This is a genomic window from Variovorax paradoxus, assembly GCA_016806145.1.
Lineage (GTDB): Bacteria > Pseudomonadota > Gammaproteobacteria > Burkholderiales > Burkholderiaceae_C > Variovorax.
Map to the genome: position 1 here is coordinate 2,831,743 of CP063166.1, position 24,346 is coordinate 2,856,088.

Genomic DNA, 24,346 nt, shown 5'->3' on the forward strand with positions numbered 1-24,346 from the left:
AAAAAGAAAACACGGCGCGTCCATGAGCAGCAATCCGCTCGATGGCGCGCCGCTTTCGTCCTTGCCGGAGCGACACGTGTCATCCACTTTCCCCGCCGCCGCCACCGCGCTCGATCTTTCCGCCGAGCAGGGCCGCACCACCGCACCGCCGCCGATGAAGGCATCGCGCTCCGGTCCCATGGTCGATCGCCTGTTCGGCCTGGCCGCCAAGGGTGCCGCGCTGCTGACGCTCGCGATGCTGATCGGCATCCTGCTGTCGCTGATCGTCGGTGCCTGGCCCGCCATCACCAAGTACGGCCTCGGCTTCCTCACGAGCAGCGTGTGGGACCCGGTCCAGAACGAATACGGTGGCCTCGTGATGATCTACGGCACGCTGGCCACCTCGGCCATCGCCCTGGTGATCGCGGTGCCCGTGAGCTTCGGCATCGCGCTCTTCCTCACCGAACTCTCGCCCGGCTGGCTCAAGCGCCCGCTGGGCACCGCCATCGAACTGCTGGCCGCCGTGCCCTCCATCGTGTACGGCATGTGGGGCCTGCTGGTGTTCGGCCCCATCCTCTCGACCTGGGTCCAGCAGCCGCTGCAGAAGCTGCTGGCCGGCGTGCCCTATCTCGGCGCGCTGGTGTCCGGTCCCCCGGTGGGCATCGGCATCCTCTCGGCCGGCATCATCCTCGCGATCATGATCATCCCGTTCATCGCCTCGGTGATGCGCGACGTGTTCGAGGTCACGCCCCCGCTGCTCAAGGAATCGGCCTACGGCCTCGGTTCCACCACCTGGGAGGTCGTCTCCAAGGTCGTGCTGCCCTACACCAAGGCCGGCGTCGTCGGCGGCATCATGCTCGGCCTGGGCCGCGCGCTCGGCGAGACCATGGCCGTCACCTTCGTGATCGGCAACATGAACCAGCTGAACTCGCTGTCGGTGTTCGAGGCGGCCAACAGCATCACCTCGGCGCTCGCCAACGAGTTCGCCGAAGCCGGCGCCGGCCTGCACCAGGCCGCGCTGATGTACCTGGGCCTCGTGCTGTTCTTCATCACCTTCGTCGTGCTGTCGCTGTCGAAGGTGCTGCTGGCGCAGATGAAGAAGAGCGAAGGAAAGAAGTCGTGAGCACAAGCCAATCCCTCATCAACGCCAAGACCCTGGCCGAAACCCGCCAGGCCCGGTTCGCTTCGCGCAACCGCGTCAACAAGATCGCCCTCACGCTGTCGCTCGCCGCGATGGTGTTCGGCGTGTTCTGGCTCGTCTGGATCCTCTGGGAGACGCTGCGCCTCGGCATCGGCGGCCTGTCGATCGCGGCCTTCACCGAGATGACCCCGCCGCCGAACGAAGCGGGCGGCATCCTGAACGCGATCTTCGGCTCCTTCGTGATGGTGCTGCTGGCGACCTTCGTCGGTACGCCGATCGGCATCATGGCCGGCATCTACCTGGCCGAGTACAACCCCAAGGGCATGCTGTCCTCGGTCACGCGCTTCGTCAACGACATCCTGCTGTCGGCGCCGTCGATCGTGATCGGCCTGTTCGTCTACGCGGTGGTCGTGGCCTACTTCAAGAACTTCTCGGGCCTGGCCGGTGCGCTGTCGCTCGCGCTGATCGTGATCCCGGTCGTGATCCGCACCACCGAGAACATGCTGCAGCTGGTGCCCCCGGGCCTGCGCGAAGCCGCCTACGCCCTCGGCACGCCGAAGTGGAAGGTGATCCTGAGCATCACGCTGCGCGCCGCGCGCGCCGGTGTCGTGACCGGCATCCTGCTGGCCGTGGCCCGCATCGCCGGCGAGACCGCGCCGCTGCTGTTCACCGCGCTGAACAACCAGTTCTGGACCGCCGACGTGACGCAGCCGATGGCCAGCCTGCCGGTGACGATCTTCAAGTTCGCCATGAGCCCCTACGAGAACTGGCAACAGCTCGCCTGGGCTGGCGTGTTCCTGATCACCGTCGCGGTGCTCGCCCTCAACATCCTGGCGCGGGTCCTCACGCGCTCCAAGCACTGAAGCCGACGCGGCTTTCATGCACACAGCACAGAACGAACAAGAGAAACGCAACATGGCACCCATCACCGCTCCCACCGTCGCCGCATCGCCCGCGAAGATCTCGGTCAAGAACCTGAACTTCTACTACGGCAAGTTCCACGCGCTCAAGGGCATCAACCTCGAGATCCCCGAGAACAAGGTCACGGCCTTCATCGGCCCCTCGGGCTGCGGCAAGTCGACCTTGCTGCGCACCTTCAACCGCATGTTCGAGCTCTATCCCGAGCAGCGCGCCGAAGGCGCCATCGAGCTCGACGGCGAGAACCTGCTGACCAGCAAGCAGGACGTGGCGCTGATCCGCGCCAAGGTCGGCATGGTGTTCCAGAAGCCGACGCCGTTCCCGATGTCGATCTACGACAACATCGCCTTCGGCGTGAAGCTGTTCGAGAACCTCTCGGCCAGCGACATGGACGACCGCGTCGAATGGGCGCTGAAGAAGGCGGCCCTGTGGACCGAGGTGCGCGACAAGCTGCAGCAGAGCGGCTCGGGCCTCTCGGGCGGCCAGCAACAGCGCCTGTGCATCGCGCGCGGCATCGCGATCAAGCCCGAAGTGCTGCTGCTCGACGAACCCTGCTCGGCCCTGGACCCGATCTCGACCGCCAAGATCGAGGAACTGATCGCCGAGCTGAAGAACGAATACACGGTGGTCATCGTGACCCACAACATGCAGCAGGCCGCCCGCTGCAGCGACTACACCGCCTACATGTACCTGGGCGACCTGATCGAGTTCGGCGCCACCGAGCAGATGTTCTTCAAGCCGCAGCGCAAGGAGACCGAGGACTACATCACCGGCCGCTTCGGCTGATGCAACAACGCAAAGAGGACGACACCATGACTGAAAAACACCTCTCCAGCCAGTTCGACAGCGAACTCAACGGCGTCTCGTCGCGCGTGATGGAACTCGGCGGCATGGTCGAGTCGCAGATCCACCAGGCGATCTACGCGCTGCTGCAGTTCGATTCGGACGCGGCCGACCGCGTGATGGAAACCGAGCACCGCGTGAATGCGATGGAGATCGAGATCGACCGCGAGCTGTCGTCGATCATCGCGCGTCGCCAGCCGACCGCGCGCGACCTGCGCCTCTTGATCGCGATCTCGAAGACCACCGCGAACCTCGAGCGCGTGGGCGACGAGGCCAACAAGATCGCGCGCATGGTCAAGTCGATCATCGAGAGCGGCGCGTCGCGCATGCTGCCGACCACCGAGCTGCGCATCGCGGCCGACCTGGCGTCGAACCTGCTGCGCACCGCGCTCGACGCGTTCGCGCGCCTCGACACCGCCGCGGCGCTGTCGATCCTCAAGGACGACGACCTGATCGACAAGGAGTTCGACGGCTTCGTGCGCAAGCTGGTCACCTACATGATGGAAGACCCGCGCACCATCTCCGCCAGCCTCGACCTGCTGTTCCTGGCCAAGGCCATCGAGCGCATCGGCGACCACGCCAAGAACATCGCCGAGTTCATCATCTACATCGTCAAGGGTGCCGATGTGCGGCACACTTCGATGCAGGAAATCGAGTCGGCGCTGCAGTAACGGCCAGTACGACTGCGGCAAGACTCCCAAGAAAGCATGAAAAAACCCCGAGTCCTGATCGTCGAAGACGAGTCCTCGATCGCCGAGCTGATCGCCGTCAACCTCCGCCACAACGGCTTCGAGCCGATCTGGTCGGAGGATGGCGCGGCCGCCCAGCGCGAGATCGATGCCTTCCTGCCGGACCTGATCCTGCTCGACTGGATGCTGCCGGGCCAGAGCGGCCTGCAGCTCGCGCGCCAGTGGCGCAAGGACCCCCGTACCAAGGCCGTCCCGATCCTGATGCTGACCGCGCGCGGCGACGAGCCCGACAAGGTGGCCGGCCTCGATGCCGGTGCCGACGACTACATCACCAAGCCGTTCTCCACCCAGGAGATGCTGGCGCGCATCCGCGCCGTGCTGCGCCGCCGCGCGCCCGAGGTGGTGACCGAGCGCGTCGAGATCGGCGAGCTCGCGCTCGACACCGCCACCCACCGCGTGACCTGGCAGGGCAATGCGCTGAAGGTCGGTCCGACCGAGTTCAAGCTGCTGGCCTACCTGATGCAGCACGCCGAGCGCGTCCATAGCCGGGCCCAGCTGCTCGACAAGGTGTGGGGCGACCACGTCTACATCGAGGAGCGCACGGTCGACGTGCACGTCAAGCGCCTGCGCGAATCATTGGGTGCGGCCTCGCCGATGGTCGAGACGGTGCGCGGCGCCGGCTACCGCCTGACGGCCCAAGCCACCGTTTGACCGCCGTGAGCGTCTCCGCCCGCGGGCGCGGATAATCGCCCGCCATGCCGTTTCGTATCGCTACATTTTTAATAGCGTCTCTCCTCGGCGGAGCGGGCGTTACAGCCTTTTTCGGCTGGAAACTCGGCTGGCTCGGCGCCTGGGCCGGCGCGGTGGTCTGGCTGGGCTTCGATGCCTGGCGCGCCAAGCGGCTGCTGCTGATCCTGCGCAACGACGCGGTGGGCCTGCCCAGCCGCGGCGTCGGCATGTGGGGCGAGCTGGCCGAGCGCATCCGCAAGCTGCTGCGCGACCGCGAGCAGCAGATCCGCCAGGCCGAGGACCGGCTGCATGAGTTCCTGGCCGCGATCCAGGCCTCGCCCAATGGCGTGGTGCTGCTCGACGAGCAGGGCCGCATCGAGTGGTGTAACCAGACCGCGGCGGCGCAGTTCGGCATCGATGCCGAGCGCGACCTGCTGCAGCACCTGGCCAACCTCGTGCGCGATCCGGCTTTCGTCGCCTACCTCGCGTCGTGGAACTACAGCCGCGACGTCGTCATCGACGGCCACGGCCTGGGCGCCCAGCGCAGCCATCCGGTGCGGCTGTCGGTGCAGGTGCATCCCTACGCGGGCAACCGCCGCATGCTGCTCACGCGCGACATCACCGCGCTCGAGCAGGCCGAGGCGATGCGGCGCGACTTCGTGGCCAACGTCTCGCACGAGATCCGCACGCCGCTCACGGTGCTGGCCGGCTTCGTCGAGACGCTGCAGAACCTGCCGCTCGATGCCGACGAGCGCGCGCGCTACCTCGGCCTGATGGGACAGCAGTCGCATCGCATGGAAACGCTGGTCAACGACCTGCTGACCCTGTCGCGGCTCGAGGGCAGCGCCGCGCCCGGCGGTACCCAGTGGACCCGCATCCGCGCCTTGCTCGCGCAGTGCGAGGACGAGGGCCGTGGCCTGTCGGGCCGGCTCTCGCCGCAGCTGGGCCACAAGCTGTCGTTCGCCATCGATGCCGATTCCGAGGTGTCGGGCGCAGCCACCGAGCTGCAGAGCGCGATGTCGAACCTGCTGAGCAACGCGATCCGCTACACGCCCGGCGGCGGCGAGGTGGCGGTGAGCTGGCGCGTGCTGCCCGACGGCCGCGGCGAGTACGCGGTGAAGGACACCGGCCCGGGCATCGCGGCCGAGCACATCCCGCGGCTGACCGAGCGCTTCTACCGCATCGACCGAAGCCGCTCGCGCGAGACCGGCGGCACCGGGCTCGGGCTGGCGATCGTCAAGCACATCGCCCAGCGCCATGGCGCGGAGCTGCGCATCGAGAGCACGGTGGGCAAGGGTTCGCGCTTCGCGCTGCTGTTCCCGGCCACGCGCGTGCGCGAGGCACGGGTGATGGCGCGGCAGCCGGCCTGAACGGCCGCGGCGCTTTCACCGTTCAGCCGCTCAGCCGCGCACGCGGTGCGCCATGGTCCAGCGCAGCAACGCGCCGAACAGCAGCGCCGTGACGGCCAGCGCCGCGGCGCCCATGATCCAGAACGCCAGCGGCGACTGCATGGCCGGCCAGGGGCCGAGCCCGCGGTAGGCCAGCAGGTAGCTGCCGCCCAGGCCCACGACCCACAGCAGCGTGCAGTAGATCGCCAGCGGCGCGAGCGTGACCCGGTAGCAGCGCAGCACGAACACGCACAGCGTCTGCAGCGCATCGGCGAAGTGGTAGAGCGCCACCACGAGCAGCAGAGCGCCCGCGAGCGCGATCACGGCCGGCTTGTCCGAGTACACGGCCGCGAGCTGGAAGCGCAGTCCCCACATGGCGAGCGCGAACAGCAGCGCGCACAGCACCGTCAGCTCGAAGCCGGTGCGGCAGGCGCGCCGCGCCAGCACCGGATCGCCGGCGCCGAGCCAGAAGCTCACGCGCGCGCTGGTGGCGATCGCGAGCGACAGCGGCACCATGTAGGCCACGGCCAGCAGGTTGGCGGCGATCTGGTGCGCGGCGGCCGCGGTGGTGCCCAGGCGCGCGATGAACAGCGCCATCAGCGTGAACGAGGTGACCTCGACCAGCACCGCGAGCCCGGCCGGCACGCCCAGGCGCGCAAACTGGCCGATCTGCGCCCAGTCGGGCTTCTCGATCGATTGCCAGAGCCGGTAGCCGCGGTAGAACGGACTGGTGCGCAGCAGCCACACGGCGCAGCCGAGCATCGCCCAGTTGACGACCAGCGTGGCCCAGCCGCAGCCGACCAGGCCCATGGCCGGCAGGCCCGCGCCGCCGAAGGTGAACCAGACCGACAGCGGCAGCTTGATCGCCAGCGAGCCCAGCTGCAGCCAGGTCACGAGCTGCGGCTTGCCCAGGCTCTGGCTCAGCGTGCTGAAGAGGCGGAACAGCAGCGCGGGTGCGAGCCCGAAGGCCAGCACCATCAGGTAGGCCTCGACCTCGCCGCGCATCGCGGGCGGCACCTGGGTCCATTGCAGCGCCGGGCCCGGCAGCAGCAGCAGCGCCATGCCCACCACGATCGCCAGCCCCGCGAGGTAGAGCGACTGCCGCACCGAGCGGCCCACTTCGGCGCCGCGGCCGCCACCGTGCAGCTCGGCCCACACCGGCAGCAGGGCCTGCAGCACGCCCATGAGCGAGACGTAGACGCTGACGAAGATGGCGGCGCCGACCGACAGGGCGGCCAGCGCGTCCTCGGAATAGCGGCCGGCCACGATGGTGTCGGTCACGCCGAAGGCCATCACGGCCAGCTGGCCGACCAGCACCGTGCCCGCGTGGCGGGCGATCAGTCCGCGTTCGCCCCTCACCGCGGCGCGATCTTCTCGTACAGCAGCAGGTCGTCGGAGGGACTGCTGGGGCGGCGCAGGGTCCCCGCGAAGCGCCATTGGTCGAGCGAGATGATGGTGTGCAGCCGCTCGATGGTCTCGGGGGCCACCAGCAGCCACGGGCAGTCGGTGCCCAGCAGCAGCGGCTGCAGGTCGAAGCGGCCGTGGTACTGCAGCGCCGCGATGTGGGCGCGGCTCAACGCCAGCTCGGCCACGCACTTGGGATGGCCCACGCGCTCGGTCACGGCGCGCACCTGCGGCGCGTAGCTGCGCGCGTAGTCGATCGGCGGCAGCCACAGCGTCATCAGCAGCATCCAGCACAGCGCGGTACCGCCAGCCGGCAGCACCAGCGTCTTCCAGAGCGCCGCGCGGTGGCGGCCGGTGCGCCAGCGCACCAGCCAGCACCAGGCGATGGTGGCGGCGAGCGCGAGCACGAAGGCGATCGGCGAGAACTCGGGCACGAAGCCCGGCACCAGCCGCGCCACGCTGGCCGCGGGCTTGGGCGGGTAGCCGGTCTGCATCGCGATCCAGTAGATCCAGCCCAGCAGCGCCAGGCCGCTGAAGAAGAGCAGGGTGAACCAGTCGACCAGCGCCGCCACGCTGCGCCGGAAGGTCGGCAGCGCGAAGGCCGCGAGCGTGGCCATCGCGGGCAGCGCCAGCATCAGCGAGCGGTCGGAGTAGTCGGTGGTCCAGGTGGCGGCCAGCGGCACCAGCGCGAACCAGAACGGCAGCGCCACGTGGCGCGCCGCGAGCTGGCGGCGCCAGCGCCACAGCGTCCACAGCGCGAGCGGCCAGGCCGGCCAGGTGAACCACAGCAGCAGCCGGGCCTGGCTGCGGATGTCGCTCGCGATCGAGGTGCCGGGATGGGCGCCGGGCAGGTCGATCTTCCATTGCAGCAGGCCGAGGCCGATCGCGAGCGCCGCGGCCAGCAGCGTCACGCCGGCCATGGTGAACAGCGCACCGCGCGTGTAGCCCGGGCCTTCGTCCTCGCCCATGCCCGACCAGCCGGTGCTCGCGGGCTCGGCGGCGCGGCGCATGCGGCGGCGCTCGTAGGCGATGAACAGCACGCTGCCGGTGGCCAGCGCCAGGCCGACGGTGGGGCCGCCGCTGAGCGTCATGCCCAGCGTGCCGACCACCAGCGCGATGACCGGCCCGGCGCGCCGGTAGGGCAGGGCCGCCACGCCGTAGAACAGGTGCGAGGCGAAGTAGAGCTGTGCCAGCGCGGGCGTGGTTTCATGGCCGAGCTGGGCCAGGCCCAGGCAGGCGATCAGCGCGAGCAGGGCGCCGTCGGCCATGGCGCGCGCGTAGTCGGTCGGCCGCGCCTCGCCGCCGAAGGCGAAGGCCACGGGCTGGGCGCGCGCGGTGCGCGCCAGGTAATAGACCGCGTACCAGGTCGCGGTGAAGGTGCCCCACAGCAGCAGCGCGAACACGATGCGCACCGCGAAGTCGGGATGCAGCCAGGCGGGCGCGATCTTGATCGCCAGCGCGCCGATCCAGTACGGCACCAGCGCGGGCGTTTCGGGCGCGATGCCCAGCAGCCGCGGATCGAACCAGCGCGCGATGCCCTCGGTGCTGCGCGCCAGCTCGGCCATGTAGCCGAAGGCCGTGATGTCGGCGCTCTTCCAGGGTCCCCGGCCGACCAGACCCGGCAGCAGGTAGGCGGCGCACAGCAGCAGCAGCGCGATGCGCGGCAGCCGGCGCACGGCATTCTGGGCAACGATCGCGGGCGTGGGCTGGTTCAAAGGGCGATGGACGGCGGCGGGTGGGGGAAAGAAAAAGGGCAGCGCGGTAAACCGGGCTGCCCTCGACGCCAGGCCTGAGCCTGGGTGCGTGCCTTACTTGGAGGCAGCGGCGCCGGTCGTCTTGCCGAAGCGGTTGCGGAACTTCTCGACGCGACCGCCCATGTTGTCGACCGACTTCTGGGTGCCGGTGTAGAACGGGTGCGATTCGCTGGTGGTGTCCAGCTTGAACAGGGGCAGCTCGCGGCCGTCGTCCGCCTTGGCGGTTTCCTTCGTGTTCACGCAGGAACGGGTCACGAACTTGAAGCCGTTCGACATGTCGACGAACAGGACTTCGCGGTAATTCGGGTGGATGCCTTCTTTTGCCATGGTCTTTCCTTGGGGGTCGATGCGAGAGCCACTGGCGGGCAGGACGCCGGCCGCACTTTTCGCGAAGCCGCCGATTATCGCATACTGGGCCGATGGCGGCCACTTCGGCCCGTCCCCAGCGAAACCAGCCCTCCCATGACCTCCAGAACCCTGCGCGCCGGCCTCGTCGGCTACGGCTTCGCCGGCCAGACCTTCCATGCCCCCGTGCTCTCGGCCGTGCCCGGGCTCGAACTGGCGGCCGTGGCCAGTTCCCAGCCGCACAAGGTGCATGCCGACTGGCCCGGCGTGGCCGTGGTGCCCGACACGGCGGCGCTGGTCGCGCGGCCGGACATCGACCTCGTCGTGGTCGCCACGCCGAATGCCCAGCACCATCCGGTCGCGAAAGCGGCGTTGCTGGCCGGCAAGCACGTGGTGGTCGACAAGCCCTTCACGCTCGATGCCGCCGAGGCGCGCGAGCTCCAGTCGTTGTCCGAGCGCAACAAGCTGGTGCTCGCGGTCTACCAGAACCGCCGTTTCGACGCCGATTTCCTGACCCTGAAGGAACTGCTGGCCAGCGGCGAGCTGGGCCGCCCGGTCTATTTCGAGTCGCATTTCGACCGCTACCGGCCCGAGGTGCGCGAGCGCTGGCGCGAGCAGAAGGTGCCGGGCGCGGGCATCTGGGTCGACCTGGGCGCGCACCTGGTCGACCAGGCGGTGCAACTGTTCGGCATGCCCGACACCCTGCAGCTCGACACCGCCGTGCTGCGCGACGGTGCCCAGGTCGAGGACTACTTCCACGCGGTGCTGCGCTACGAGTCGGGGCCGCGTGCGCCGCTGCGCGTGGTGCTGCACTCGACCACGCTCGCGGCCCACGCCGCGCCGCGCTACCTCGTGCACGGCACGCGCGGCAGCTACGTCAAGCACGGCGTCGATCCGCAGGAGGATGCGCTGCGCGCCGGCCGGCGGCCGCCGATGGCGGGGTGGGGCGCCGATCCGCTCGATGGCGAACTCGTGCTGCCCGCGGCCGACGGCATGGTGGCGAAGCGCGCCCGGCCCACGCGCGCGGGCGACTATGTCGCCTACTACGCGGCCGTGCGCGACGCGATCCTCGGCCAGGGCCCGAATCCCGTGCCGCCCGCGCAGGCGGTGGCGCTGATGGAACTGCTCGATCTCGGCCGGCGCAGCGCCGAGGAAGGCCGCGCGCTGCCGGTCGCGCGCCCATGAAAAAAGCGCGCTGCATCTTGCGATGCAACGCGCTTCTTGGGAGGCGAGCTTCGGTCGAAGACCGGCTCAACCCCCGCGACGCATCATGTCGAAGAACTCGACATTGGTCTTCGTCGCCTTCATGTTCTTGAGCATCAGCTCCATCGACTCGATCTCGTCCATGTTGTACATGAGCTGGCGCAGGATGCGGGTCTTCTGCAGGATCTCGGGCGCGAGCAGCAGCTCCTCGCGGCGCGTGCCGCTGCGGTTGAGCTGGATCGAGGGGAACACGCGCTTCTCGTAGAGGCGGCGGTCGAGGTGGATTTCGGAGTTGCCGGTGCCCTTGAACTCTTCGAAGATCACTTCGTCCATGCGGCTGCCGGTGTCGATCAGCGCGGTGCCGATGATGGTCAGCGAGCCGCCTTCCTCGACATTGCGCGCCGCGCCCAGGAAGCGCTTGGGACGCTGCAGTGCGTTGGCATCGACACCGCCGGTCAGCACCTTGCCCGACGAGGGCACGACGTTGTTGTAGGCGCGTGCGAGACGCGTGATCGAGTCGAGCAGGATCACCACGTCCTTCTTGAGCTCGACCAGGCGCTTGGCGCGCTCGATCACCATTTCGGCCACGTGCACGTGGCGCGCGGCAGGCTCGTCGAAGGTGGAGGCGATGACCTCGCCCTTCACCGTGCGCTGCATTTCGGTCACTTCTTCGGGGCGCTCGTCGACGAGCAGCACCATCATGTGGACCTCGGGGTAGTTGGCGCTGATCGCGTGCGCGATGTGCTGCATCATCACCGTCTTGCCGCTCTTGGGCGGCGCCACGAGCAGGGCGCGCTGGCCCTTGCCGATGGGCGCGATGATGTCGATCACGCGGCCGGTGATGTTCTCTTCGCCCTTGATGCCGTCGCGCTCGAGGCGCATCTGTTCCTTGGGGAACAGCGGCGTCAGGTTCTCGAACATCACCTTGTGCTTGTTCTGCTCGGGCGGTCCGCCGTTGACGGCGTCGAGCTTGGTCAGCGCGAAGTAGCGTTCGCCGTCCTTCGGAATGCGCACCTCGCCCTCGATCATGTCGCCGGTGTGCAGGTTGAAGCGGCGCACCTGGCTCGGGCTGATGTAGATGTCGTCGGTGCTGGCGGTGAAGCTGGTGTCCGGGCTGCGCAGGAAGCCGAAGCCGTCGGGCAGGATTTCGAGCACACCGTCGGCGAAGACCTGTTCGCCGGCCTTCGCGCGCTTCTTGATGATCGCGAACATCAGCTCCTGCTTGCGCATGCGGCCGACGTTTTCGATCTCAAGGGCTTCGGCCTGCTTGAGGACTTCAGACACGTGGAGTGCCTTGAGTTCGTTTAAGTGCATGGAACGACCCCTTGCGGGGGCAATCGAGGGGAAACGGAGAACAGGGGGGTGGTTCGATGTGAGACGAGAACTGCCTCACTGACCGGGGAACTCGAACCGGCTACCTGAAAGGGCCGGCGATCTGCTGGTGATTATGACAGGAAAAACGCGCCGGCCAACGCGTTGCGCGCTGGCCGGTTAGAAAGCACTCAGGCGAGTTGCTGGTCGATGAAGGCGGTGAGCTGGGCTTTGCTCATGGCGCCCACCTTGGTGGCAGCGAGCTGGCCGTCCTTGAACAGCATCAGCGTGGGGATGCCGCGAATGCCGAACTTGGCGGGGATGTCGCGGTTCTCGTCGACGTTGAGCTTGGCGATCTGCAGCTTGCCTTCGTAGGCGCTCGACACCTCGTCGAGGATCGGGGCGATCATCTTGCAGGGGCCGCACCATTCGGCCCAGTAGTCGACCAGCACGGGCTGGCTGGACTTGAGCACGTCGGCTTCGAAGGAGGAATCGGAGATGTGTTTGATCAGCTCGCTGGCCATGATGGAGTCCTTGTGCGCGGGGAGTTTCGGTGCAGCTACAGTGCGGGTCATTGTGACAGAAACCAAGGGGTGACGTGGCATGCACGAAGGCTATGGCGCCGATAGCCAGAGCCCTCGTCGCGACCCGCCCCCGCCACCGAATCCCCCGCGACAGAACATGAACGAAGGCCATCCCGTCCAGGCCCTGTGGTGCGACCCTGCCGATGGTGTGGTCGCGCGCATCGTGCGCGTGCTCGCCGAACGCCAGGCGCATGCGGCGCGCACGATGGTGCTGGTGCCCTATGCGCAGCTCATGGGCGTGGCGCAGGCCATGTGGGCGCGCTGCGGTTCGCCGGGCTTCGTGCCGCGCTTCGAGACCACGCGCAACTGGGCGCGCAGCGCGGGCGGCTTCGTGCCCTCGGACTACGACATCGCCTTCGACATGGCGCGCGACCTCGTGACCGCGCAGGGCCTGCTCTCGCAGACCGGCTTCGGCGCCGAACGCTTCGCGCTCGCGGGCCGCGTGGTCGAGCTGGCCTATCAGCTCGCGCCGCTCGCGGCCGCGGTCGCGCCCGAGGAACGCGGCAGCACCTGGGCCGAGCGCGCCGCGGGCGTGGCCGATGCGGGCAGCGAATCGGAGTGGTTCCGCATCGAGAGCGCACTGATCCGCATCGCGGTCGCCTGGGCCGCGAACGCGAGCTATGCCACCGACGTGCTGCTGCGCGAGCCCGCGCGCGCGCAGATCGACGTGCTGATCGTGCTCGAGGGCTTCCAGACCGATCCGCTGACGCAGACCCTGTGCGGCCTGTGGGGCGAGCGCGCCGTGCGCCTGTCGCTGGTGCCGGCCATCGCGCCGCGCGGGCAGTCCGCGGCCCATGTGGCCATCGATCCCGAGGACGAGGCCGAGCTCGCCGCGGCCTGCGCGCTGCGCCACCTGGCCGAGGGCCGCAGCCCGGTCGCGCTGGTCGCCACCGACCGCGCGCTCACGCGCCGCATCGGCGCGCGGCTCAAGGGGCAGGGCGTCACGGCGCAGGACGAGACCGGCTGGAAGCTCTCGACCACGCCGGCCGCCGCCATGCTGATGAGCGCGCTGCGCGCCTGCGCGCACGACGCCGGCAGCGACCAGGTGCTCGACTGGCTCAAGAGCGGCGACGACGGCGATGCGCTCGCGGTGCAGGGACTCGAGTCGCGGCTGCGGCGCGAGGGCGTGCGCGACTGGTCGGCCTGGTGCGCGCAGGCCGCGCGCAGCGAGAAGCCGCAGGACGTCGCGCTGATGCCCTTCACGAACGAGATCGAGGCCCGCCGCGCGCCGATGGCACGTGCGCGTCCGCTCGCCGAATGGCTGGTCGCGCTGCGCGCGCTGCTCGAGGCGGCCGGCCAGTGGGAGCCGCTCGAAGCGGACCTCGCGGGCGGCAAGGTGATCTCGGCGCTGTGGCTCGATGCCGGCGCGCACGGCGACGACGAGGCTTTTCCTGGAGGCCGCCACACGCTGTCCGAGTTCACGGCCTGGGTGCGCGACGTGCTCGAGGACGAGAGCTTCGTGCCGCCCGTCATGGGCGAGATACCGCAGGTGATCGTGCTGCCGCTGCACCAGCTGCTGGGCCGGGCCTTCGGCGCGATCGTGATCCCGGGCTGCGACGACCGCCGCCTGCCCGCATCGCCCGAGCCGCCCGGCAACTGGAGCGCCGCGCAGCGGCTCGAGCTCGGCCTGCCTTCGCGCGAGGCGCTCGAGGCGGCGCAGCGCGCGGCCTGGAACGCGGCCCTGTGCAATCCCTGGTGCGAACTGCTGTGGCGCAGCGCCGATGCCAGCGGCGAGCCCGTGCGGCCCAGCCCGCTGGTGCAGGGCCTCGAGCTCGACCACGCGCTCGCGTTCACCGACGATCCGCGCATGCGGCGCGAGGTGCCCGTGCGTCCCACCCTCTATCCGATGCCCTCGGGCGCGCTGCTGCCGCTGCGCAACGTGTCGACCAGCGTCTACGAGGACCTGCGCCGCTGTCCCTATCGCTTCTTCGCGCTGCGCCAGCTCGGCCTGCGCAGCGCCGACGAGCTCGATGCCGAGGTCGACAAGCGCGACTTCGGCAACTGGCTGCATGCGGTGCTCGGCCACTTCCACGAGACGCTGCAGCAGACGCCCACGCGCGACGCCGGCGAGCGCCTGCGCTTCATCGAGGACGCGGCCGTGCGCGCCACGCGCGAGTACGGCCTGTCGGACGCCGAGTTCCTGCCCTTCGCCGCGGCCTGGCCCGCGGTGCGCGACGGCTACCTCGACTGGCTCGCGGGCCACGAGGCCGCGGGCGCGGTCTTCGTCGAGTCCGAACCCTGGAAGGAGCAGCCGCTGGGCGCGTTGCAGCTGGTGGGGCGGCTCGACCGCATCGACCGCATGCCCGACGGCCAGCCCTTCGTGATCGACTACAAGACCGAGTCCTCGGCCGTGACCAAGGAGCGCGTGAAGGAGCCGACCGAGGACACGCAACTGGCCTTCTATGCCGCGCTGGTGGCCGACGACACGCTGCGCGCGGCCTACGTCAACGTGGGCGAGAAGTCCTCGGGCACGCAGACGGTGGAGCAGCCGGTGGTGGTGCAGGCGCGCGATGCGCTGGTGGCCGGCATCCTCGACGACTTCCGGCGCATCGCCGAAGGCACGCCGCTGCCGCCGCTGGGCGAGGGCACGGTGTGCGAGCACTGCACCGCGCGCGGCCTGTGCCGCAAGGATTTCTGGAGCGACGATGCCGGCGCCGCCGTGCTGCAGGGGAGCACGCCATGAACGGCGCCGCCTACGAACACAACGGCCAGCGCGTGCCGCGCGAGGCCTTCTACACCGTTGCCTGCGATCCGCGGCGCTCGGTGGCGGTCGAGGCCTGCGCGGGCGCGGGCAAGACCTGGATGCTGGTGTCGCGCATCGTGCGCGCGCTGCTCGACGACGGTGCCAACGCCTGCCAGCCGCACGAGATCCTCGCCATCACCTTCACCAAGAAGGCGGCCGGCGAGATGCGCGAGCGGCTCGACCAGTGGCTCGAGACCTTCGCCGAGCGCGAGCCCGAGAAGCTGGTCGAGGAACTCGTGATGCGCGGCATGCCGCCGGCCGAGGCGCTGGCCGCCGCGCCGCGTCTCAAGGGCCTGTATCGGCACCTGCTCGAAGGCGGCCGGCCGGTGCAGTTCCGCACCTTCCACGCCTGGTTCGCGGGCCTGCTGCGCAATGCGCCGCTGGCGGTGCTGCGCGAGCTCGGCCTGCCGTCGAACTACGAACTGCTCGAGGACGATGCCGAGGCGCGCTCGCGCACCTGGCGCCCCTTCTTCGAGGCCGTGACCGCCGACCCCGACGCGCTGGCCGACTACTACGCGGTGGTCGCCACCTACGGCCGCTCGCAGACCGCCAAGGCGCTCGGCGAGGCGCTCACGCGGCGCGTGGAGTTCTCGCTCGCCGAACCGGCCGATGCGGTGCGGCATTTCGCCGACCTGCATCCGGCGCTGGCCGGCTTCGACACGCCCACCGACGCGCTGCGCGGCGAGGCCGTGCGCCGGCGCTGGCTCGACCGCGCCGCCGCGCTGGGCCGCGAGACCAACAAGACGCCGCAGAAGGCGGCCGAGGCCGTCGTCGACATCTTCGGCATCGGCGAGCCGGCCGAGTCCGCGCTGCCGGCGGCGCTCGCGCTGCTGCGCAAGAGCTTCTTCGTCGCGACCGAAGACCGGCTCAACAAGAACCTGCAGAAGTACCCCGCTGCGCAGGAGGCCGAGGCCGAGCTGCAGCTGCTGTGCGCCGCGCAGGCCCAGCACGCGGCCTGGCTCTACCAGCAGCGCATGACGCGGCTCACGCGCCTGTTGATCGATGCCTTCGCGGGCGTCAAGCGCGCCCATGGCTGGGTCGACATGAACGACGTCGAGCAGGCCGCGCAACTGCTGCTGGGCCAGTCGGCGCTGTCGGGCTGGGTGCAGGAGCGGCTCGATGCGCGCATCGCGCACCTCTTGATCGATGAGTTCCAGGACACCAACCCGCTGCAGTGGCAGGCGCTCTATGGCTGGCTCAGTGCCTACGTGGGCGCGGGCGGCAGCGCGCCGCGCGTGTTCGTCGTGGGCGATCCGAAGCAGAGCATCTACCGCTTCCGCCGCGCCGAGCCGCAGGTCTTCATCGCCGCGAAGAAGTTCGTGCGCGAGGGTCTCGGCGGCGAGCTGCTCAACTGCGACCACACGCACCGCAATGCGCGCGCCGTCGTGGGCCTGGTCAACCAGGCGATGCTGGCCGCGCAGGAGGCCGGCGAGTTCGACGGCTTCCGTGCCCACACCACCGAGCGCAGCGACGAAGGCGCGTTGCTGAAGCTGCCGGCCATCGAGCGCGATGCCGCCGAGGCCGTGGCCGAAGCGGCACCGGCCGACGACGGCATGCTGCACTGGCGCGACAGCCTGGTCACGCCGCGCGTGCTGCCCGAGGAGCAATTGCTGCAGAAGGAATGCGAGCAGGCCGCGCGCTGGATCGCGCAGCTGATCGCCGACGGCACGCCGCCGCGCCAGATCATGGTGCTGTCGCGCCGCCGCAGCCGGCTCGCGGCCATGCAGGACGCGCTGCGCCAGCGCCACATCCCGGTGCAGCAGCCCGAGAAGAACGAGCTGCACGATGCGCCCGAGGTGCAGGACATGGTGGCGCTGATCGATGCGCTGGTCTCGCCCGCGCACGATCTCTCGCTGGCGCGCGCGCTCAAGTCGCCGCTGTTCGGCATCGGCGACGACGATCTGGTGCAACTGGCGCTGCGCCAGCGCGCGCTGCCGGGCTGGAGCTGGTTCCGGCTGCTGCAGACCGGCGAGGACCTGCCGGCCGCGCTGGCCGAGGCCGCGCCGCGTCTCAAGCGCTGGCAGCGCTGGCTGGCCACGCTGCCGCCGCACGATGCGCTCGACGCGATCTTCCATGAAGGCGACGTGCTCGCGAAGTTCGGCGCGGCCGTGCCCGCCGCGTTGCGCCAGGGCGCGCTGGCCAACCTGCGCGGGCTGCTGGCCGCGTCGCTCGATATCGATGGCGCGCGCTTCGTCACGCCCTATGCGCTGGTGCGCGCGCTGCGCGCCGGCGGCGTGCGCGCCCCGTCGGTGGCCGCGCCCGAGGCGGTGCAGTTGCTGACGGTGCACGGCGCCAAGGGGCTCGAGGCCGACACCGTGCTGATGCTCGACTGCGACTCGCCGCCGCCGCGCGCTCAGACCATGGGCGTGCTGGTCGAGTGGAAGGGCGGCGACCGCGTGCCGACGCGCTTCGTCTTCCTCGCGAGCGAGAAGACGCCGCCGGCCTGCGCGGCATCGCTGCTGCTCGACGAGCAGCGCGCGCGCCACCGCGAGGAACTCAACGGCCTCTATGTCGCGACCACGCGCGCCCGCGCGCGGCTGGTGCTGTCGTCGGTGCGCCCCGCGCGCGTCAACGAGGGCAGCTGGTGGGCGCGGCTGGCCGAGGCCTGCGAGACCGTCGATGCCGACGAGCCGCTGGTGGCCCCGCTCGCGGCGCAGGCGCATGCCGTGTTCGCGATCCACGAGCTGCCGCCGTTCGCTTCCGCGACGCCGCCGGTGCCCGTCGCGCGCAAGGAAAAGGCGGCCACCCTCGATGCGCGCGCCGCGGCCTTCGGCCAGGCGATGCACCGGCTGCTCGAATGGTCGGTGCCCGGCGAGCCCTTGGCCGCGGCCCATGTGCGCGCGGCGGCGCAGGAGTTCCTGCTCGACGCGCAGCAGGCGCGCGGCGCCGCGGCGCTGGCCGCGCGCATTCGCGCCGGCGCGGGTGCCTGGGCCTGGGACCTCGAGGCCATCGACTGGCACGGCAACGAGGTCACGCTGGTGCACGAAGGCGACACGCTGCGCATCGACCGGCTGGTGCGCGAGCGCGCCAGCGGCACCTGGTGGATCCTCGACTACAAATCGGCCGCAAGGCCCGAGCGCGATGCCGCGCTCATCGCACAGATGCAGCGCTACCGCGCCGCCGTGCAGCAGGCCCATCCCGGTGCCACGGTACGCGCCGCGTTCCTGACCGGGCAGGGCGAACTGGTGAACCTCGAATGACTTCTTCTTCCACCGTCGCCGTGATCGGCGGCGGCCCCGCCGGCCTGATGGCTGCGGAAATCCTCTCCGCGGCCGGTGCGAACGTGCACCTCTACGACGCCATGCCTTCGGTGGGGCGCAAGTTCCTGCTCGCGGGCCGCGGCGGGCTCAACCTCACGCACTCCGAGCCCTTCGAGGCCTTCGTGGGCCGCTTCGGCGAACGCCGCGCCGAACTCGAGCCGATGCTCGCGGCCTTCGGTCCCGCGCAACTGCGCGATTGGGCCGCGGGCCTGGGCATCGAGACCTTCGTCGGCAGCTCGGGCCGCGTGTTTCCCACCGACATGAAGGCCGCGCCGTTGCTGCGTGCCTGGCTGCACCGGCTGCGCGAGGCCGGCGTGCAGTTCCACATGCGGCATCGCTGGATCGGCGATGCCGCGGTGTCGCCCGGCGTATTGCGCTTCGAAACGCCCGCGGGCGAGGTCGAGGCCTCGGCCGATGCGGTGGTGCTCGCGCTCGGCGGCGCGAGCTGGGCGCGGCTCGGCTCCGACGGCGCCTGGGCGCCGCGGCTGCAGGCGCAGGGCGTGGCGGTGGCGGAGCTGCAGCCCGCCAACTGCGGCTTCGACGGCAGCGGCTGGAGCGCGCATTTCTCGGAACGCTTCGCGGGGCAGCCCTTCAAGTCGGTGGCCGTGTCGTTCACCGACAGCCGCGGCCGGCAGTTCGCGCGCAAGGGCGAGTTCGTCGCCACGGCCGGCGGCATCGAGGGCAGCCTCGTCTACGCCGTCTCGGCCCTGCTGCGCGACGAGATCGCCGCGAACGGCAGCGCCACATTGCTGCTCGACCTGCTGCCCGACCGCAGCGCCGAGCAGGTGCTGGCCGCAGTCAAGCATCCGCGCGGCGCGCGTTCGCTCGGCAGCCATCTCAAGAGCCGGCTCGGCCTCGAGGGCATCAAGGCCGGCGTGCTCTACGAGGTGCTGAGCCGCGAAGCGATGCACGATCCGCTGCAGCTCGCGCAGGCGATCAAGGCCGTGCCGCTGCGGCTGGTGGCCGCGCGCCCGGTCGACGAGGCGATCAGCACCGCGGGCGGCGTGCGCTTCGAGGCGCTCGATGCGCAGCTGATGGCGAGCGCGCTGCCCGGTGTGTTCGTGGCGGGGGAGATGCTCGACTGGGAAGCGCCGACCGGCGGCTACCTGCTCACGGCCTCGATGGCCAGCGGCGTCGCGGCCGCGCGTGGCGTGCTCGCGCGGCTGGGGCTGTCGTGAGGCTTTGGATTTTTGGCGCGGCTCCCGTTCCGGGGTGGAACGAGAGCGCCGAAGAAGTTGACGAGCCTTACCCCTGGCACTGACTACGCAGTTAGGGCTGCTTGGTTCCCCACCTGACCCGGTTGGCCACTTCACCATGCAGGGAGGCCCGTCAGCGGCGATTCTAACCTCGCTCGCGTTGCCCCCTTCGCCGGGGCGGTGAATCGATCGATGAGAAACATCGAGGAGGCGGACGCCGAAGGCCCCCTTCGCGGCTTTTAGAATGGGCGCAATGTCCTATATCGTGCTCGCCCGCAAGTTCCGTCCGAAAACCTTCGCTGAGATGGTCGGTCAGGGGCACGTGGTGCAGGCGCTCGAGAACGCGCTCACCACCCAGCGCCTGCATCACGCCTACCTGTTCACCGGCACGCGCGGCGTGGGCAAGACCACCGTCTCGCGCATCCTGGCCAAGTCGCTCAACTGCCAGGGCCCGGACGGGCAGGGCGGCATCACCGCCACGCCCTGCGGCGTGTGCCAGGCCTGCCGCGACATCGACGCCGGCCGCTTCGTCGACTACACCGAGCTCGACGCGGCCTCGAACCGCGGCGTGGACGAGGTGCAGTCGCTGCTCGAGCAGGCGGTCTACAAGCCGGTTCAGGGCCGCTTCAAGGTCTTCATGATCGACGAAGTGCACATGCTGACCAACACCGCGTTCAACGCGATGCTGAAGACGCTCGAGGAGCCGCCCGAGTACCTCAAGTTCGTGCTGGCCACCACCGATCCGCAGAAGGTGCCGGTCACGGTGCTGTCGCGCTGCCTGCAGTTCAACCTGCGCCCGATGGCGCCCGAGACGGTGCTCGAGCACCTGACCTCGGTGCTGCAGACCGAGCAGGTGCCGGCCGAGCCGCAGGCGCTGCGCCTGCTCGCGCGCGCGGCGCGCGGCTCGATGCGCGACGCGCTCTCGCTGACCGACCAGGCGATCGCCTTTGGCAACGGCGAGCTGGTCGAGGTCGGCGTGCGCCAGATGCTCGGCAGCGTCGATCGCGGCCATGTGTTCCGCCTGATCGAGGCGCTCGCGCAGGGCGACGGCAAGACCGTGGTCGAGACCTCCGAGGCGCTGCGCATCGACGGCATGTCGGCCGCTTCCACGCTCGAGGAGATGACCGCGGTGCTGCAGGCCATGGCGGTGCTGCAGGCCGTGCCTTCGCGCGCCGAGGCCGCCACGTCCGCCACGGATCCCGATGCGGCCGACACCGCGCGGCTCGCGCTGCTGATGCCGGCCGACGAAACGCAACTGCTCTACAGCCTGTGCCTGCACGGCCGCGGCGAGCTCGGCCTCGCGCCCGACGAATACGCCGCGCTCACGATGGTGCTGCTGCGGTTGCTGGCGTTCAAGCCTGCGCAGAACGCGGCCGGCTCGGCCTCCGCGGAAAAAAAAACTCTGAATGAAGCCCCGGCGGCGGCGCCGGCACCCGTTGCCGCCCCCGTGCAGCCGCCGCGGCCGATCCCGGTGCGCAGCATGTCGGCCGAAGTGCCGCGTCCGGCGCCCGTTGCCGTACCCGCGCAACCGTCGACCGCCGCCCCCGCGGGCCACCGCCTGCCGGTCGTCGACCAGCCCGTGCGCCGCTCCGAGGCGCGTCCGCCGGAGGACGTGCCCGAATCCGATCCCGCCCAGGTGGTCGCCGTGCCGATGCGCGTGCAGCCGCCGCCCGGCGCGCGCGACACGCCGCGCGATGGCGCCCAGGCCCCGGCCGCGCCGATCCCGCCGAGCGAGGAGGGCGACTTCTGGTTCGCCACCGTCACGCAGCTGATCGCGGCCGAGAGCATCGCCGCGCTCACGCGCGAACTCGCGCTGCAGTCGCAGCTGGTGGCGCGCGACACCGACCAGTGGCTGCTGCGCATCGAGCGCGAGTCGCTCAACCAGCCCTCGAGCCGCGAGAAGCTGATCGCCGCGCTGGCCGCCATCGGCCACGAGGTCAAGCTCGCGATCGAGGTCGGCGGCGTGGTCGACAGCCCGGCCCGCCGCAACAAGGCCGCTGCCGACGAGCGCCAGCGCATCGCCGAGGAGGCGATCCGCAGCGATCCCGAGATCCAGGCCCTGATGCGTGACTTCGACGCGAGGATCGTGCCGGGCTCGCTCAAACCGGCCTGAGCGGACGGGCCACGCGCAGCGGCGACAATCGGCCGTGGCCCTTGCGGCGGCGAGGCTTCGCCGCCCTCCGCGCTTCCATCTCTTATCCTTCCCCATCCACCCAACCGATCCACAGGACCAACGATGTTCAACAAAGGACAACTGGCCGGCCTCATGAAGCAGGCGCAGGCAATGCAGGACAACCTCAAGAAGGCCCAGGAAGAACTGGCCCACATCGAGGTCGAGGGCGAATCGGGCGCCGGCCTCGTCAAGGTCGTGATGACCTGCAAGCACGACGTCAAGCGCATCACCATCGACCCGAGCCTGCTGGCCGACGACAAGGACATGCTCGAGGACCTCGTGGCCGCCGCCTTCAATGCCGCCGTGCGCAAGGCCGAGGAGACCAGCGAGCAGAAGATGGGCAAGCTGACCGCCGGCATGCCGGGCCTGCCCCCGGGCATGAAGCTGCCGTTCTGATGCCGCCGCGCCACCAAGGCTGACGTGTCCGACGCCGGTTCCCTCGACGCGCTCGTCGATGCGCTGCGCCGCCTGCCGGGCGTGGGCGTCAAGTCGGCCTCGCGCATGGCCTTCCACCTGCTGCAGCACGACCGCGAGGGCGCGCAGCTGCTCGCGCGCGCCCTGCAGCAGGCGGCCGGGCAGGTGCGCCATTGCGAGCGCTGCAACACCTTCACCGAGATGCCGGTGTGCAACGTCTGCCTCGACGTGCGGCGCGACCCGACCAAGCTCTGCGTGGTCGAGACGCCGGCCGACCAGGCCGCGCTCGAACGCACCAACGCCTTCCGCGGCTACTACTTCGTGCTGATGGGCAAGCTCAGTCCGCTCGACGGCATCGGTCCCAAGGACCTGGGCCTGCAGAAGCTGTTCGAGCGCGCGCTCGACGGCACCGTGGCCGAGGTGATCCTCGCGACCAACTTCACGGCCGAGGGCGAGGCCACGGCGCATGTCATCGGCGATGCGCTGCGTCAGCGCGGCCTCACGGTCACGCGGCTCGCGCGCGGCGTGCCCGCGGGCAGCGAGCTCGAGTACGTGGACCTCGGCACCATCGCGCACGCGCTGGTCGACCGGCGCTGATCCCGCGGCGGCCACCGCCGCAGCGCGGCGCCCATACCGCGCCGCGCACCCAGGAGATTCCGGAGACACCATGACCCTGTCGCTGCTCACCGTCGCCCACTGGTGCGTCTTCATCGCCTGCGGCCTGCCGTACCTCGCGGCCTGGATCGCCAAGGCCGGCGCCTTCCGTCCCAGCGACAACGCGCAGCCGCGCGACTGGGCCGCGAAGCAGGCGGGCTGGCGCGCGCGCGCCAATGCCGCGCAGGCCAACAGCTTCGAAGGCCTGCCGTTCTTCATCGGCGCGGTGCTCATCGCGCACCAGCTCGGCGCCGCGCAACTGTGGATCGACCGCCTCGCGATCGCCTACGTGCTGCTGCGCGTGGCCTATCTCGCGCTCTACATCAAGGGCATCCCGGCGCTGCGCAGCGCGGTCTGGGCGGCTGCGTTCGTGGTCAACATCGCGATCCTGTTCCTCGCGAAGTAGCGCGGCCGAAGCAGGCCTTTTTCACTCTGTGAGAGGCCTTCATGCTTACGTGAAAACCCGCACGGGATGACCCCGATGCAGCGACCCTGCGCGCGCCCCTAAGCTCGATTCACTTTCGACGCACCCCAGAGCCACCCCAAGCCGCCGCAGGCCACGTTCCATGCTTCACCGCCGCACCCTCATCTCCGCCTCGGCCATCGCCGCCGCCACCATCGCGTTGCCGCGGGTGTTCGCGCAGCCGAAGCTGGAGAAAACGAAGATCTCGATCGCGGTCGGCGGCAAGGCGGCGTTCTACTACCTGCCGCTCACCATCTCCGAGCAGCTCGGCTACTTCAAGGCCGAGGGGCTCGACGTCGAGATCTCCGACTTCGCGGGCGGCGCGCGTGCTTTGCAGGCGGTGGTCGGCGGCTCGGCCGACGTGTGCTCGGGTGCCTACGAGCACACCATCAACCTGCAGGCCAAGAACCAGTTCTTCCAGGCCTTCGTGCTGCAGGGCCGCGCGCCGCAGATCGCGATGGGCGTGTCGACCAAGAACATGTCGAGCTACGCCGGCATCGCCGACCTCAAGGGCAAGAAGATCGGCGTCTCGGCGCCGGGCTCGTCGACCAACATGGTGGCCAACCTCGTGCTCTCGCGCGGCGGCCTCAAGGCCAGCGACGTGAGCTACATCGGCGTGGGCGTCGCCGCCGGCGCGCTCACCGCGCTGCGCTCGGGCCAGATCGACGCCATCAGCAACACCGACCCGGTGATGACCATGCTCGAGCAGAAGGGCGACGTGAAGATCATCAGCGACACCCGCACGCTCAAGGGCACGCAGCAGGTGTTCGGCGGGCCGATGCCGGCCGCCTGCCTCTATGCGCCGGTCGACTTCGTGCAGAAGAACCCCAACACCTGCCAGGCGCTGGCCAACGCGATCGTGCACGGCCTCAAGTGGCTGCAGACCGCGGGCCCGGGTGACATCATCAAGACCGTGCCCGAGACCTACCTGCTCGGCGACCGCGCGCTCTACCTCGCCTCGTTCGACAAGGTGCGCGAATCGATCGCGCCCGACGGCATCGTGCCGTCCGAGGGACCCAAGACCGCGCTGGCGGCGATCGCGAGCTTCGATACTTCCGTCAAGGCCGACAAGATCGACCTCGCGAAAACCTACACCAACGATTTCGCACGGCGAGCGAAGGACAGGTTCAAGGCCTGACCTCGATGTCCCGCGAC

At 70.0% G+C, this 24,346-nt stretch carries 20 protein-coding genes and 1 other RNA gene; 15 read left to right on the forward strand and 6 right to left on the reverse strand.

Translation table 11 applies throughout. From position 1 onward, the window contains the following. Positions 1-22 precede the first annotated feature (22 nt). The 6 genes from pstC to phoR are packed head-to-tail and all read left to right on the forward strand — an operon-like array spanning position 23 to position 5,669. Positions 23-1,102: a phosphate ABC transporter permease subunit PstC gene (gene pstC, locus INQ48_13095; protein ID QRF60087.1), complete on the forward strand. Its 1,080-nt coding sequence runs from the start codon at positions 23-25 to the stop codon at positions 1,100-1,102. Next, positions 1,099-1,983 carry a phosphate ABC transporter permease PstA gene (gene pstA / locus INQ48_13100; protein QRF60088.1) on the forward strand — a complete coding sequence of 295 codons (885 nt, stop codon included), beginning with the start codon at positions 1,099-1,101 and terminating at the stop codon, positions 1,981-1,983. The genes pstC and pstA overlap by 4 nt, the downstream gene beginning before the upstream one ends. Positions 1,984-2,035: 52 nt before the next feature. Continuing rightward, complete coding sequence (gene pstB / locus INQ48_13105) at positions 2,036-2,824, forward strand: phosphate ABC transporter ATP-binding protein PstB (GenBank protein QRF60089.1); 789 nt, start codon at positions 2,036-2,038, stop codon at positions 2,822-2,824. A gap of 26 nt (positions 2,825-2,850) precedes the next feature. Next, positions 2,851-3,552: a phosphate signaling complex protein PhoU gene (gene phoU, locus INQ48_13110; protein QRF60090.1), complete on the forward strand. Its 702-nt coding sequence runs from the start codon at positions 2,851-2,853 to the stop codon at positions 3,550-3,552. 36 nt (positions 3,553-3,588) lie between these two features. Further along, positions 3,589-4,281 (forward strand): phosphate regulon transcriptional regulator PhoB, encoded by a 693-nt coding sequence (gene phoB, locus INQ48_13115; GenBank protein QRF60091.1) that lies wholly within the window; start codon positions 3,589-3,591, stop codon positions 4,279-4,281. Between the two features lie 44 nt (positions 4,282-4,325). Further along, the gene (phoR, locus tag INQ48_13120) at positions 4,326-5,669 is read left to right on the forward strand and encodes a phosphate regulon sensor histidine kinase PhoR (GenBank protein ID QRF60092.1); all 1,344 of its coding nucleotides are present in this window, start codon (positions 4,326-4,328) and stop codon (positions 5,667-5,669) included. A 30-nt stretch (positions 5,670-5,699) separates the two neighbouring features. Here phoR and INQ48_13125 read toward each other — a convergent pair whose 3' ends face one another. From INQ48_13125 to INQ48_13135, 3 genes are all read right to left on the reverse strand, one after another. Beyond that, positions 5,700-7,046 carry an MATE family efflux transporter gene (locus tag INQ48_13125; GenBank protein QRF60093.1) on the reverse strand — a complete coding sequence of 449 codons (1,347 nt, stop codon included), beginning with the start codon at positions 7,044-7,046 and terminating at the stop codon, positions 5,700-5,702. After that, on the reverse strand, positions 7,043-8,806 hold the full coding sequence (locus tag INQ48_13130) for a hypothetical protein (GenBank protein ID QRF60094.1): 1,764 nt from the start codon (positions 8,804-8,806) through the stop codon (positions 7,043-7,045). The genes INQ48_13125 and INQ48_13130 overlap by 4 nt, the downstream gene beginning before the upstream one ends. Positions 8,807-8,899: 93 nt before the next feature. Continuing rightward, complete coding sequence (locus INQ48_13135) at positions 8,900-9,172, reverse strand: type B 50S ribosomal protein L31 (protein QRF60095.1); 273 nt, start codon at positions 9,170-9,172, stop codon at positions 8,900-8,902. Between the two features lie 135 nt (positions 9,173-9,307). Between INQ48_13135 and INQ48_13140 the strand changes: the two genes are divergently transcribed. Further along, the gene (locus INQ48_13140) at positions 9,308-10,375 is read left to right on the forward strand and encodes an oxidoreductase (protein QRF60096.1); all 1,068 of its coding nucleotides are present in this window, start codon (positions 9,308-9,310) and stop codon (positions 10,373-10,375) included. A 66-nt stretch (positions 10,376-10,441) separates the two neighbouring features. Here INQ48_13140 and rho read toward each other — a convergent pair whose 3' ends face one another. Together rho and trxA are read right to left on the reverse strand one after the other, a co-directional pair. Next, the gene (rho, locus tag INQ48_13145; GenBank protein ID QRF60097.1) at positions 10,442-11,707 is read right to left on the reverse strand and encodes a transcription termination factor Rho; all 1,266 of its coding nucleotides are present in this window, start codon (positions 11,705-11,707) and stop codon (positions 10,442-10,444) included. Between the two features lie 188 nt (positions 11,708-11,895). After that, a complete protein-coding gene (gene trxA, locus INQ48_13150; protein ID QRF60098.1) occupies positions 11,896-12,228 on the reverse strand; it encodes a thioredoxin TrxA in 333 nt (110 codons plus the stop codon). Between the two features lie 157 nt (positions 12,229-12,385). Between trxA and INQ48_13155 the strand changes: the two genes are divergently transcribed. From INQ48_13155 to INQ48_13165, 3 genes are read left to right on the forward strand one after another with little or no spacing between them, the layout of a single operon-like run. Beyond that, positions 12,386-14,971 (forward strand): PD-(D/E)XK nuclease family protein, encoded by a 2,586-nt coding sequence (locus tag INQ48_13155; GenBank protein ID QRF60099.1) that lies wholly within the window; start codon positions 12,386-12,388, stop codon positions 14,969-14,971. Continuing rightward, a complete protein-coding gene (locus INQ48_13160; protein QRF60100.1) occupies positions 14,968-18,231 on the forward strand; it encodes a UvrD-helicase domain-containing protein in 3,264 nt (1,087 codons plus the stop codon). Before INQ48_13155 ends, INQ48_13160 begins: the two co-directional genes overlap by 4 nt. Then, entirely contained in the window at positions 18,228-19,469 is a 1,242-nt protein-coding gene (locus INQ48_13165) for a TIGR03862 family flavoprotein (protein QRF60101.1), read from the forward strand. Before INQ48_13160 ends, INQ48_13165 begins: the two co-directional genes overlap by 4 nt. 56 nt (positions 19,470-19,525) lie before the next feature. Here INQ48_13165 and ffs read toward each other — a convergent pair. After that, positions 19,526-19,622, reverse strand: an RNA gene (gene ffs / locus INQ48_13170) — signal recognition particle sRNA small type. A 118-nt stretch (positions 19,623-19,740) separates the two neighbouring features. Between ffs and dnaX the strand changes: the two genes are divergently transcribed. From dnaX to INQ48_13195, 5 genes are all read left to right on the forward strand, one after another. After that, positions 19,741-21,600 (forward strand): DNA polymerase III subunit gamma/tau, encoded by a 1,860-nt coding sequence (gene dnaX, locus INQ48_13175; protein QRF60102.1) that lies wholly within the window; start codon positions 19,741-19,743, stop codon positions 21,598-21,600. Between the two features lie 123 nt (positions 21,601-21,723). After that, complete coding sequence (locus INQ48_13180) at positions 21,724-22,056, forward strand: YbaB/EbfC family nucleoid-associated protein (GenBank protein ID QRF60103.1); 333 nt, start codon at positions 21,724-21,726, stop codon at positions 22,054-22,056. 24 nt (positions 22,057-22,080) lie between these two features. Beyond that, a complete protein-coding gene (gene recR / locus INQ48_13185) occupies positions 22,081-22,671 on the forward strand; it encodes a recombination protein RecR (protein ID QRF60104.1) in 591 nt (196 codons plus the stop codon). A gap of 70 nt (positions 22,672-22,741) precedes the next feature. Further along, the gene (locus tag INQ48_13190; GenBank protein ID QRF60105.1) at positions 22,742-23,134 is read left to right on the forward strand and encodes an MAPEG family protein; all 393 of its coding nucleotides are present in this window, start codon (positions 22,742-22,744) and stop codon (positions 23,132-23,134) included. A 160-nt stretch (positions 23,135-23,294) separates the two neighbouring features. Beyond that, positions 23,295-24,329, forward strand: a complete 1,035-nt coding sequence (locus tag INQ48_13195) for an ABC transporter substrate-binding protein (protein QRF60106.1) — start codon at positions 23,295-23,297, stop codon at positions 24,327-24,329. Positions 24,330-24,346: the final 17 nt, after the last annotated feature.

Excerpts from the sequence above, each read along its gene's own strand:
- pstC (QRF60087.1), top strand. The coding sequence starts at position 23 with ATGAGCAGCAATCCGCTCGATGGCGCGCCGCTTTCGTCCTTGCCGGAG.
- pstB (QRF60089.1), top strand. The coding sequence starts at position 2,036 with ATGGCACCCATCACCGCTCCCACCGTCGCCGCATCGCCCGCGAAGATC.
- phoU (QRF60090.1), top strand. The coding sequence starts at position 2,851 with ATGACTGAAAAACACCTCTCCAGCCAGTTCGACAGCGAACTCAACGGC.
- phoB (QRF60091.1), top strand. The coding sequence starts at position 3,589 with ATGAAAAAACCCCGAGTCCTGATCGTCGAAGACGAGTCCTCGATCGCC.
- phoR (QRF60092.1), top strand. The coding sequence starts at position 4,326 with ATGCCGTTTCGTATCGCTACATTTTTAATAGCGTCTCTCCTCGGCGGA.
- INQ48_13135 (QRF60095.1), bottom strand. The coding sequence starts at position 9,172 with ATGGCAAAAGAAGGCATCCACCCGAATTACCGCGAAGTCCTGTTCGTC.
- INQ48_13140 (QRF60096.1), top strand. The coding sequence starts at position 9,308 with ATGACCTCCAGAACCCTGCGCGCCGGCCTCGTCGGCTACGGCTTCGCC.
- rho (QRF60097.1), bottom strand. The coding sequence starts at position 11,707 with ATGCACTTAAACGAACTCAAGGCACTCCACGTGTCTGAAGTCCTCAAG.
- trxA (QRF60098.1), bottom strand. The coding sequence starts at position 12,228 with ATGGCCAGCGAGCTGATCAAACACATCTCCGATTCCTCCTTCGAAGCC.
- INQ48_13155 (QRF60099.1), top strand. The coding sequence starts at position 12,386 with ATGAACGAAGGCCATCCCGTCCAGGCCCTGTGGTGCGACCCTGCCGAT.
- INQ48_13160 (QRF60100.1), top strand. The coding sequence starts at position 14,968 with ATGAACGGCGCCGCCTACGAACACAACGGCCAGCGCGTGCCGCGCGAG.
- INQ48_13165 (QRF60101.1), top strand. The coding sequence starts at position 18,228 with ATGACTTCTTCTTCCACCGTCGCCGTGATCGGCGGCGGCCCCGCCGGC.
- dnaX (QRF60102.1), top strand. The coding sequence starts at position 19,741 with ATGTCCTATATCGTGCTCGCCCGCAAGTTCCGTCCGAAAACCTTCGCT.
- INQ48_13180 (QRF60103.1), top strand. The coding sequence starts at position 21,724 with ATGTTCAACAAAGGACAACTGGCCGGCCTCATGAAGCAGGCGCAGGCA.
- INQ48_13190 (QRF60105.1), top strand. The coding sequence starts at position 22,742 with ATGACCCTGTCGCTGCTCACCGTCGCCCACTGGTGCGTCTTCATCGCC.
- INQ48_13195 (QRF60106.1), top strand. The coding sequence starts at position 23,295 with ATGCTTCACCGCCGCACCCTCATCTCCGCCTCGGCCATCGCCGCCGCC.